The 11,810-nt window shown below is 27.8% G+C and carries 12 protein-coding genes; 1 reads left to right on the forward strand and 11 read right to left on the reverse strand.

All coding sequences use genetic code 11. From position 1 onward, the window contains the following. Window positions 1–1,408: undecaprenyl-phosphate galactose phosphotransferase WbaP (gene wbaP / locus SULYE_RS02045; RefSeq protein WP_007546023.1), on the forward strand; the 1,408-nt coding region annotated here is incomplete at its 5' end. A gap of 17 nt (window positions 1,409–1,425) precedes the next feature. Here the strand turns inward: wbaP and SULYE_RS02050 are convergent. The 11 genes from SULYE_RS02050 to SULYE_RS08315 form a co-directional block, all read right to left on the reverse strand. Next, window positions 1,426–2,646 (reverse strand): WcaI family glycosyltransferase, encoded by a 1,221-nt coding sequence (locus SULYE_RS02050; RefSeq protein ID WP_007546024.1) that lies wholly within the window; start codon window positions 2,644–2,646, stop codon window positions 1,426–1,428. Between the two features lie 9 nt (window positions 2,647–2,655). After that, window positions 2,656–3,762 (reverse strand): glycosyltransferase family 4 protein, encoded by a 1,107-nt coding sequence (locus SULYE_RS02055; RefSeq protein WP_007546026.1) that lies wholly within the window; start codon window positions 3,760–3,762, stop codon window positions 2,656–2,658. Between the two features lie 141 nt (window positions 3,763–3,903). Further along, window positions 3,904–4,923, reverse strand: a complete 1,020-nt coding sequence (locus SULYE_RS02060) for a nucleotide-diphospho-sugar transferase (RefSeq protein ID WP_232178554.1) — start codon at window positions 4,921–4,923, stop codon at window positions 3,904–3,906. Continuing rightward, entirely contained in the window at window positions 4,886–6,001 is a 1,116-nt protein-coding gene (locus tag SULYE_RS02065) for a glycosyltransferase (protein WP_232178556.1), read from the reverse strand. The genes SULYE_RS02060 and SULYE_RS02065 overlap by 38 nt, the downstream gene beginning before the upstream one ends. Before the next feature lie 14 nt (window positions 6,002–6,015). Further along, window positions 6,016–6,837, reverse strand: a complete 822-nt coding sequence (locus SULYE_RS02070) for a glycosyltransferase (RefSeq protein ID WP_043989032.1) — start codon at window positions 6,835–6,837, stop codon at window positions 6,016–6,018. 371 nt (window positions 6,838–7,208) lie between these two features. Continuing rightward, the gene (locus tag SULYE_RS02075; protein WP_007546030.1) at window positions 7,209–8,411 is read right to left on the reverse strand and encodes a glycosyltransferase family 4 protein; all 1,203 of its coding nucleotides are present in this window, start codon (window positions 8,409–8,411) and stop codon (window positions 7,209–7,211) included. Beyond that, complete coding sequence (locus tag SULYE_RS02080; RefSeq protein ID WP_007546031.1) at window positions 8,393–9,142, reverse strand: class I SAM-dependent DNA methyltransferase; 750 nt, start codon at window positions 9,140–9,142, stop codon at window positions 8,393–8,395. The genes SULYE_RS02075 and SULYE_RS02080 overlap by 19 nt, the downstream gene beginning before the upstream one ends. Beyond that, window positions 9,139–10,266: an aminotransferase class I/II-fold pyridoxal phosphate-dependent enzyme gene (locus SULYE_RS02085; protein WP_043989033.1), complete on the reverse strand. Its 1,128-nt coding sequence runs from the start codon at window positions 10,264–10,266 to the stop codon at window positions 9,139–9,141. The genes SULYE_RS02080 and SULYE_RS02085 overlap by 4 nt, the downstream gene beginning before the upstream one ends. Continuing rightward, a complete protein-coding gene (locus SULYE_RS02090) occupies window positions 10,259–10,693 on the reverse strand; it encodes a cupin domain-containing protein (protein WP_007546033.1) in 435 nt (144 codons plus the stop codon). Before SULYE_RS02090 ends, SULYE_RS02085 begins: the two co-directional genes overlap by 8 nt. A 41-nt stretch (window positions 10,694–10,734) precedes the next feature. After that, entirely contained in the window at window positions 10,735–11,037 is a 303-nt protein-coding gene (locus tag SULYE_RS02095; RefSeq protein WP_007546034.1) for a hypothetical protein, read from the reverse strand. A 65-nt stretch (window positions 11,038–11,102) separates the two neighbouring features. Then, window positions 11,103–11,810, reverse strand: a 708-nt coding sequence (locus tag SULYE_RS08315; protein ID WP_007546035.1) for a hypothetical protein, incomplete at its 5' end; no start/stop codon positions are given.

Here is an 11,810-nt window from a genome sequence, read left to right on the forward strand (position 1 = left end):
AAAAATTTTAAAAATAGTCCTTTTACTTGTGTTTGATTTATCTGCATATTATCTGTCTTTGTATTTAGCATTTTTAACAAGAAAGTTTTTATCCGTCAGTATTCTAAAAGATATTGATTACAATTATACTTTTGGCTATCTTCTAAGTTTTTGGTGGATATCAATTATTTTTCTATTTTTCCTGTGGTATGAAAAATTATATACAAAAAACTATCCATTTTGGGATGAGATTAAGCAAATTATAAAAGCTATTAGTTTCTCTATTATTTTTATATTCTTTATATTGTCCCTCACAAAACAAGCTCATTTAGTTTCAAGGTTGACGATAATCATCTTATATTTCTACTCAATAATATTATTTCCTTTATTTAGGCATTTTGGAAAAAAATTTTTGTTTGGCTTCTACAGAAATCCTATCTTAATTATTGGTGCTGGCGAAACAGGAAAGAGTGTGGCAAAAAGTATAATAGAAGACCCACATCTTGATTTTGATATTAAAGGTTTTTTAGATGACAATAAAGAAGGATATATTGAAATAAACAATAAGAAATATCCAATTCTTGGAAAAATTTCTAATGTAGAAATTCTTAATGAAATAGATACAGTAATCATTGCAATTCCCTCTTTAAACTCAAACAATCTTAATGACTTGATTAACAAAATTCATAGACATACAAAAAATGTATTTACTGTCCCAGTTTTAAATGATATAGGTTTGTTAAATAGTGAAATTTATAATTTATTTAATGAAAAGATGTTTTTACTTAAAATTGAAAATCATTTAGAATCCAGTATCAATCAAGCCATAAAAAGAGTTTTTGATTTAACTTTATCGGTCTTAATGCTACCTATCTTATTGCCTACCATATTAATTATTGGAGTATTAATAAAGCTGGACAGTAGAGGTCCTATTTTTTATACTCAAGAAAGAGTAGGAAAAAATGGTAAAAAATTTAAGGTAATAAAATTTAGGTCAATGTACACAAATGCAGATGAGTTATTAAAGGAGTTCTTAGAGAAAAATCCTGAGCTAAGACAGGAGTATGAAATTTTTAGGAAATTAAAAAATGATCCAAGAGTGACAAAAATTGGAAGATTCTTAAGAAAAACTTCATTAGATGAACTGCCTCAAATATTTAATGTTTTAAAAGGTGAAATGTCCTTAGTTGGTCCAAGACCAGTGACTACAGAAGAAATTGATAAATATTATAAAGATTACGCAATCTATTATTATGAAGTTTTACCCGGTATTACAGGCTTATGGCAGATTAGCGGAAGAAGTGATACTTCTTACGATGAAAGAGTTGAATTAGATGTTTGGTATGTGAAAAATTGGAATTTATGGCTTGATATAGTTATTTTAATAAAAACTATCAAGGTTGTTTTAAAGAGAGAGGGGGCTTATTGAGTATTAACAGTTTTATTTCATTTCAATAATTCTTCTATTTTTGACCTAAATCTTTTAAGCACTTTCTCATATGAATAATTCTCTAATATAAACTCTCTCGCTTTAAATCCTATTTCCTTAGCATAGGATGGATTTTCTTTTAACTTATAAACAAAGTCTATACACTCTTGAAGTTGTGATGGTTCAAAATATCCTTCTCCTTGAGATTTTTTAAAGATTTCGTTTAATTCAGAATTAATATTTCCAGTTACGAGCGAAGGCTTTCCACTTGCCATCATACCTAAAATTTTTGAAGGCATTACAGAATCTATTACGTTACTTTTTTGAAAAAGAATATGTAAATCAGCACTACATAGCAGATCTGAAAGTTCTTGCAGTGGAACTGGATCATATATCCTAAGGTTTTTTAGATTTGTAGTTTCTTTTATTAATCTTTCTTTAAGAGCACCATCTCCAACTACAATAATTTCTATTGAACCATCATTTTCTAAAAAGGCTGCAAATTTTTTAAAAAATTCCCAATCTTGTTTTGCACCAATATTACCGCTGTATAAAATTTTAAACTTACTTGAATTTAAGTATCTATGTTTACTAGAAGTTTCGGGATTTATAAAATTTCCATCGACCCAATTAGGTAATAGAAATGTTTCCGATGAAGTTTTCTTTTTGAGCTTTTCAATCATTTTATAACTTATAGTGCTTACAATATCTGCTTTATTAAACATCTTAGTTTCTATATAAAATAGAAAATTAGCAAAAACTTTTTTGAATTTACTATTTTTACTCAATAATCCAGATTCTATAGCTGCGTCAAACTCAAAGTCTTGTATATGAACCCACAGTTTTCCTCCTTTAATTTTTTTAACCAAAAGACCAAGGATTATAGATGATGTAAACGGTACTATGCATATAGTTAAATCACTTTTTTGAACTTTAAAAGAATTTTTGATACTGCCAATGGTAAAATCTATCATATGTAATATTCTCTTTTTGAAAGAAGGATCTTTAGGAACATATTGTTTATACCTATAAATTTTAATACCTTTAATTTCTTCAAAATAGTATTTTGGTAAGTCTTTATATTCTTGTTTTATCTCCCATTGTGGATAGTATGGAAATCCTGTAATAACATTTACATTATAAAACTTAGATAAATATTCAGCCATTTGTGTTGTATAAAGACCGGTAGAGGTATCTTCTGGATAAAAATTGATTCCTATTATCGTTATAGTTTTCATAAAATTACCTTAAATTCCTTTTTCAATCTCTTCATATACTTTTAAATTTCTTAGCAAAAAATTTTTCCAACTATATTTATTTAAGAGTTCATTATCTGTACAATAATTTTTATATTCATCATCAATCTTTTTTATCGCAGTATTTAAGGATTTATAATCATAAGGGTTAAAATAAATAAACTTTTTTCCATAGACTTCGTGTAAAACTTCAATATCTGACAAAATAATTGGTTTGTTAAAACTAAGAGCTTCTAAGGGAGTTAGAGCAAAACCTTCAAAGAGTGAAGGGCAAATATACGCATAACAATTTTTATAAAGAAAAGCTTTTTCATCTTCGTTAATAGATTCTAAAATTATCACATTGTCTAAATTTTTTGATAGGTCTACACAGTATTTAAAATAATCTTCTTGGATTGAGGATCCTGCTAAGACAAAGATAATATCCTTGTTTTCTTTTGCAGCCTTAATCATAACTTCATGGTTTTTTAGTTTATAGAAGCTTGAAAGATAAAACACAAATTTTTTATCTTTTAAATTTTTTATAATATCTTTTATATTTTCTAATTTAAAATCTTTCTTTACGTATGGTAGACCGTTATATATTGGGATAAAATCAATTTTTCTTTTCAAGAAACGCTCCAACTCTCTGCCTGTGACTGAGGTTGTTGTTAATATTTTTTTAGAATTTAACGCTGAATGTTTTATAATTAAATTTGCAAGCCAGGTAGCCAAGAAACTTCTGCCATGCATACTCCTTGGAAGCATAAAAGTGGTAGAAGCATGAAAAAAAAGTATTTGTGGTTTAATGCTAAATACAGTCCCTAAGGTAGCTGGTGAATGTAAAATATCACAATTATATTTTTTTAAGTAATAATTTATAATTATCTGGTCATATATTAATCTGATTGGAAGATTTAAATTTTTAACTATAATGAATTTTATTTTGTCATGAAGTTTAATGTTAGAAAAAAATTCTAAGTATGCTCTTTTTTGAATAAGTATAAAGATCTCCAGATTTATATCATTATCAGAAAGATATTTAGATAATTCATAAACATAATTTGATATAACCGTGGCATAACCTGTATGCTTTTCTGTAAGTATAAGCGAGTTCAATAGAATCCTCATTCTACACTCTTAAACAAATTAAATATTTCAGAAATTAATATCTTAATTTTAAAACAAAGCGTTACATAAGATATATTGTAATGCATCACATCTGAAGTTTCCCAATTTAATACTCTCATTCTTGATAACCTAACCTTTAAACTTTTTGTAAGATCTATATAAAAATAAAAATATAGGAAGAAAATTATCTCTCAAAAATTTATTTGACTCAAGAAAATTTCTAAACTTACGTCTTAAAACTGATAAATGATTTATATTAAATTGTACTTTTTCGATTAATCTATCATATTCTTCATTTATTTCAATATCCTTAGGATGGATTAACGGAAAATCTAATTCTTCTAATTTAAGTCCCTTTAAATGTGCTGGAACCCATGTTGTATTCGTTGCCTCTTTACCATAGCCAATATTTAGGATAAGATTTTGCCTAGGAGTTATTGTTAACAGATTTTTTTTGAAAAGTTGATAAGTAAATTGGGTATCCCAAGTAAGGTTGGGGTTTCTATGAATTTGATCAAAAATAGTAATCCAAAATAACTTTACTACATTATCTTTTGTTATCATATCTAAAAAATCAGTTTTCTTAATATGTGGCCAATCCTTTGTATACATATCTTGATACTGCCACCTATCCCTCCATGTAGCCCATCCCCATTTTAAATCATATTTAGAGAAAAAATAACTATAAGGATAATCTTTTTTGGGAAATGGATTAAAGCCTTGAATAACAGCAATTTTTTTGTTATTTCTATATTTATCTAATAGTTCACTACAAAAGTGGAAAAAACTAATCGATGGCAAACAATCATGTTCAAGTATTATTCCTTCTTCTTCATGCGAAAAAAACCAATCAATAGCGTCATTTGGACCAAAACCAACTCCCAAGTTTTTATCTCTAAATCTTGTCTTTACATCACATTTCCAGTCCACATTATTTATAATAAAATTCCTAACTTGCATAACCTTTTCTTTCTCAGCTTCATTTCTTGGACCATCAGAAGCAACATATAATTTTATCGGTTTTACCTTTTTTATTTGCTCAAAAACTCTTTTAGTAGCATCTAATCTGTTAAAAACTACAAATAATATAGGTTTTCCAAATTGATTCATCTTATTTTTCCCCACTCTTAAATAAATTAACAATTTCATAAATTTTATTTTTCCATTTACAATTTTCATAGTCTAAATTATAATTGATTTTATTATCTCTCTCAAGAATGATTTTTTGAATTGTCTCAAATAAACTTGCAATATTTCTTAAATTAAAGTAATATCCTTTATCTTTTAATAGTTCTTTATAAATTGGCATATCTGGAACGATAATTTTTTTACCGGTTAAAATAGATTCAATTATTGGAAAACCATAGCTTTCACTACTTGATGGGAAAATAACAATATCTATGTTTTCATAATAGCATCTAATTTCATGATAGCTAATTTCACCTAAGTTAACTACTGTATCTTTAAGCCTTTCTAAATGGTCATTTAGTAAATGTTTATATTCATTTTCCTTTAAAGTTAAAAATATTTTTATGGACAGATTATTCTCTTTAATATACTTAGCTAGCTCTGAAATAATCCAAAAATTCTTATTTGGATGAAACTTCGCAGGAAGAAACATTTTTAAATAACCGGCATATTTCAAAAATTCTTCACTGACTTTTTTATAATTTTTTTCATCACATCTAAATTCATTATCTGGGGGGATCATTCTGTGTAGGAATATTTTTTTTGTATGTTTTGATAGTTTGTCCTTTATAAACTTGGTCTGCACTAAATAGATTGGATCTTTACTTTTTAGCGTTAAAAAAAATAATTTTTTTTCTAAAATAAATTTTAATTTTTGTTTTAATGATTCAAATGGATTAATATTTTCAATGTAATGAAGATTATGGAAAAGTACTATCTGCTTTTTTCTTGTAAATAAAGATGCAAAGTTGGCAGTCATGAATATGTAGTCTATTTTATATTTGTGTGAAATCCATGGAGTGTATATATGATCATAAAATAATTTGTAAGTAAATCTTAGCTCTACATTTGGATACTCAACTGTTATTATATTGCACTTATTATATAAGTCTAATTTTTTAGCTTTGTTTATGATTTCATCAACTGTTGGAATGATAATGGTAAATTCAACTTCTTTATTTTCTTTGATAAATTCACTAATTCCTTCTAGATAGCCTAAGGCTACTGTCTTTGGTCCACCTTGAAAGAGACTTATCATATTAATAAGAATTTTCATCTTAAAAACGAATTATTCATAAAACTGATAAATTTCTTTATCTTACTTTTAGTTATCATAAAAATGTGGCATGTTTTTATGTACCATAGAGGTAAGTTTATCTGCTCTTTATTTTTTAACTTTGATTCTGTAAATTCGTTTATTGTCAAGTCGATTAACTTAGCAGCAATTCCATTTGAAAGCATGAGTGATAATATTGAATCAATAAATCTTACTTGTAAATTTTTGTAATTTCTTAAAAGAATTTCATAATCGCCAGCTAATTTAAGGTTATCATCATATTTTCCAATTTTTTTGAAAAATTCTAGTCTATAAAAAGTAGATTGATGGGGAATAGACATATACTTTTTAAGTTTTCTAAAAGATTCTCTCTCATTTAAACCTTGTATAGAAACTAACTCCCTTTTCTCATCTATAACTCCAGCTTTGCCATACACAATATCGTAGTTTGAATCAAAAGATTTTACATTTTGATAAATAAAAAATATTGTATTATCATTAAAAAATTTATCCCCTGCATTCATAAAATTTATCCACTCACCAGTAACCAAATCTATCCCCTTATTCATGGCATCATATATTCCTCTATCCGGCTCGCTTACCCAATAATCTATATAATCTTCGTACTTTTTTATTATATCAATTGTGCCATCTGTTGAGCCACCGTCAATTATTATGTATTCTACATTTGGATAAGTTTGATTTATTACACTTTTTATTGTATCTTCTAAATACTTTGCTCCATTATATACTACAGTGATTACTGTTATCAATGGTAAAAATGTAGTAGGCGAGAGATTAGAAGTGTATTGGTTTATTTTTTCTTGAAGATCATCTGGTGCTGGGATTGCTGGATTTCCGTCAAGGTCGCAGATATACCAAATTCCATCATTTTCAGATGCATTATTTTTATTTTCTTCAAAATCGCTTTTCACTTTCTTATAGCTAAATTTAAATAGCCCTTTTATTCTAAGTCCTCCTTCTGCAATTCTATTTGAGTTTGGTGGTAAAAATAACATTGTTTCAAATTTATCTCCTGAGTTAGGTATAAATTTAGAATCTTTTATTTTTAGCTCCGGGATATTTATCTTATATTTAAACTCTTCTTTAATTTTACCAGAGGAGTCTAGATAATCGTCTGGTATGAGTTTGTAAGATAGTTTGTTATACTCTTTTTGTTTCTGATTATTCATTTTATCTTCCAGCATTTCAATTTTGCCTCATAATCTGAAAATATGCTTTCTAAAACACTTATTCTATTTACATTATTAATTTCATCCAATCTATTTCTTCCCTTTTCTATCAATCCTTGTCTTAATTTTTCTGAATTTATCAAATTTTCTAAATGAGTTGCTAAGGTTTCTGGTTTATTTAAATCTACTAATAAAGCTGCATCACCTACTTGTTCTTTTAAACCAGGTAGATCTGGGTAAATTACTGGTGTACCTATTGCAAAAGCTTCCAAAGGTGGAATATTGGTAGGCCCAAAATAGGTTGGCATAACCAATGCTAATGCATTTTTATATAGTGAATATATATCTTCATCGGGAACAAAACCAATGTATTTAATCAAATCGATAACACGTTTTTTTCTAGCATATTCTAGAACATGGTTTAAATTTCCTTTGTCAGAACCGCTAAATACAGCTGTTAGATAAATACCCTTGTTTTTCAATAAGGCTATAGAATCTATTATATAAACATGATTTTTGTGTGCCCAAAATTGTGCTGGATAATATATGTAGTATTCTGTTGTTATTCCATATTTCTCTTTAACATTCATATCATTTTTAATGTATATATTTGTAGAGGGTAAAAAAGGTAATACATATACCCTATCTAGGTCTATACCATATCTTCTTATTATGTTATTTTTTCCAGTTTCGCTATCACTAATTATAGCTACCGCTTTTTTCAATGCTCTTGTATAGAAAAACTCCCTTCTTTCAAATTCTTTATTAAAGTTTACTTCTGGAAATTCTGGATAATCTCTATGACATAAATCCCATACTGTAATAATGTAATTATGCTTAAGCAAATCAAGTGCTAAACCAGAAGGCTGAAGAAAATATACAAGATCAATATCTTCCTGTTCTAAATGTTTTTCGAAATCACATACTAAATTAACCTTTGTCAGTAAAAAGGAAAAGGCATCTAACCTTAGTGTTAATCTTTTTATTTTATCTAAAATTTTGCGTTTAAGAATAATGGTTTTAAATTCCATAGTTCTTAAATATTTTTCATTTTCTGGTGAGAAAGTGAATACTACGAATTCATATTTATCTTTCAAATCCCTAATTAAATTCAAAACCGTTCTTTGATATTGAAAACCTCCGCCAACCTGTAAATCACCATCAAAAACTACTCCAATTTTCATTTTCTTACTACCCATACGACACTCCAGTCATTTTCAGAAGGTTTATCGAATTTCAACCATGAAAACTTACCTTCTAATTTAAAAGTAATATTTTCTATAAACAGTTCAAGTTCTGGGTCAAAAAAGAATCTCATAGGATGAATTTCTTCATGTTCTAAGAATGTTTTATTGTTTTTGTCCACTGCAAATATTTTATAGTTTACTTCGACCACATTTCTACTAAAATCAATTATAGGTTTAGCTACTCTTATAAATTTAATATTATCATTTTCCAATTCTTTAATTCTCACTTCCGGCCTTTGTGTAATTACGGCAGGCCCGTACCAAAAGTCAAAAATAAATAGACCATCTTTGTTTAGATGGTTATATGCTGTTTTGAATAAATTTTCAACGTCTTTATTGGTGTTTTGATAACTTAAAACATGAAATAATGCAGTAACAACATCAAATTTTTTATCAAGTTTTAAAAATCTAATATCCCCTTCTATAAAATCTAATCTATCATCTTTTTTGTTCATAGCTTCATTAAGCATATATTTGCTTTGATCAACACCTAATACATTAAAACCCGCATCGGAAAACAGTTTCGCATGTCTTCCTGTGCCACATCCAAGGTCAAGTATGTTTCGTGCTTCTGGATAGAATTTCTTAATTAAAGAGATTATATATTTAGACTCTGATTCGTAGTCTTTATCTTTGTATAATAGATTATAATATTGAGCATAGTATTTATCAAAAACTTTCATCTTAATACCTCATGCAAAGCGTTTGAAACCTCACTTATTTGCTCTTCTGTTAAAGCTAATCCACTTGGAATATAGAAACCCTTTTCATAAAGTTTCTCAGAATTAGGATATGTATCACCTTTAAATAATCCCATTCTTTGAAAAACTGGCTGCAAATGCATAGGATAAAAAAATGGACGTGTCCCTATGCCTTTATCCATAAGTTCTTTCATAATTTGTTTGGCATTTTTAGGGTAATTGTCTTTTAAAACTATTGTATATACCCAATATATATTCTCCGCGTAATCTGTTTTAGGAATTGGTAAATAACATACATCTTGTAAATCAGATAAAAGCTCATTATATTTTTTACCCATCCATCTCTTTTTATTAATATGTTCCTGTATTCTTTCCAATTGAGTAATACCTAAGGCTGCTTGTAAATTGGTCATTCTATAATTCCATCCAATTTCTTCGTGAATAAATCTTCTGTCCGGATCAAAGGAAAAACAAAGATTTCTGTATCCTTTGCACTTTTCATATAAGTTCTCGTCGTCAGTTAAGATCATTCCACCTTCTCCAGTGGTTATGTGTTTGTTTGGATAAAAGCTAAATACGCTTATATCCCCAAAACTACCACAAAGTTTTCCTTTATATGTTTGCCCTATAACCTCTGCAGCATCTTCAATGATTAATAGATTATATTTGCGTGCGATATCAAGAATTGGAGTCATATCAACAGGTAAACCATAAATATGAACCACCATAATTGCTTTTGTATTTTTGGTAATTTTTCTCTCTATTTCTTCGGGTACCATGTTAAATGTTCTATAATCACAATCAACTAATACAGGATTTAATCCTGCTTTTACAATGGCTTGCACACAAGAAATAATTGTAAATGTTGGAACGATTATTTCTGAACCTTCTGGCAGACCCAAAGCTTTAACGGCAATTTCTAAGGCAGCAGTCCCACTGCTTACAGCTACTCCATATTTCTTGCCTATATAATTAGCAAATTTTTCTTCAAACTCTTTTATAAAAGGGCCTTCTGAACTAATCCAACCAGTTTCTAAACATTGTAAAATTAATTGTTTATCTCTATCCATTATAAGAGGTTCATTAACCGGTACCATTTTACACATCCTCTGTGTTAATTTGATTTTTATCCACTGGTTCAAATCTGATTTTATCCATATCTCCTGCATAGGGACCTTGCTTAACCTCAATTATTTCCGTTTCTTCAATCATTTCAAAACCATGACCTCCATGCGCAAGTAGAATTACATCCCCTTCTTCAAGAATTATACTTTTGAGATAATTTCTTTCATCATCATAAAAATCAACTCTAACTTTACCCTTTTTAATAAACAAAACTTCTTGTGTGTATCGCACTTTTCTTTCTACTATGTTATGAACATGAGGTTTAATAATATAACCTTTCGGTCTTTTCATATATGCTAACTGTTGAGAAAAATCGTCTGGTGTAAAAAATTCAATGCCATCTTTTTGGAAGTTTCTTTTGATGATTATAGCTAAGATTTTGTTCCCGTGAATTATTTGTTGTATCATTTTATACTCCTTGCATTTTTTGTAAAAATTAAGTGTTTGTGTTAAAATAAAACGTCAATCTTATTTTTAGAAAGAGTATTAATATCAGTTAAAATCCCAACTATTATGACTTTTGGATTGTTATTTGTGTAATAAAAAATTTCATAAGATTTTACATTTGATCCATATTTTTTCGAATAGGTACCCCCTGCTATTTCACAAATTACACCTTGAATGTATTTCCTGTCTATCGGAGTGCCCCTATCAAATCCAAAAACTCTAGATATAGGTTCTAATCTCCTTAGGTTATACCAATTAACAGGAATTCTAAATTTATTGATAAGTTTAAATATTTTTTTTATCAAGATTTATCCTCCTCACAATAATCTTATCTGGATACTATTCATTTTTTTTATTTCAAACATCTCTCTTATTTATAAACATCTAAATCATGTTTTTTACTAAAAGCATCTACTAAACTTTCTTTATCAAGATTGATAATTCTATCTTTAGGAAATCCATACAAATCTTCAAATAATAAAGAGAAGCCTAGTAATAACTCTGCAATATTTGATGCTTCACTATGTGTAACCTTTCTAATTTTACTATCTCCTTGTTCCTTAAAATGCATGTTTGTGTAGTATAAATTATTTTCAATATCTACTGTAATGTTTTTAAAATAGTCATTATCAAACCCGGAAATATAAATCTTTTTAAACCCCATAAAACATGCGATAGCTAGAGCCTTATATGCTGTCATGCTTAGGTAAGCTCTTGGGTAAATAATGTTAGAAACATTTTTATTAAACCATCTATATTCAATATCGTTAAAATAGAAAATTTCATTATCCATATCCAACTTTCTATGATATTGTATTGGCACAAAAAGTTTTATATCTTTATTGTTTTTAAGTGCATTTATATTGTTTTTTATTTCTTTTATCCTTTTATCTGCTTCTTTGCCTAAATTTTCATAGAGTTCATTAAAGAAACCAAAAAAAGCTGGATCCGATAAAACATAATAATCTGGAACAAATGTTAAGCCTGTTCCATCGCCTATGAAACTATTTACACAAAAGATTTTAAACCCTTCTTCTTGGTATTTCTTTACTTTGAAAAAATCTAATTTTTTTAGAGA

It is taken from the genome of Sulfurihydrogenibium yellowstonense SS-5 (genome assembly GCF_000173615.1).
Classification (GTDB): domain Bacteria; phylum Aquificota; class Aquificia; order Aquificales; family Hydrogenothermaceae; genus Sulfurihydrogenibium; species Sulfurihydrogenibium yellowstonense.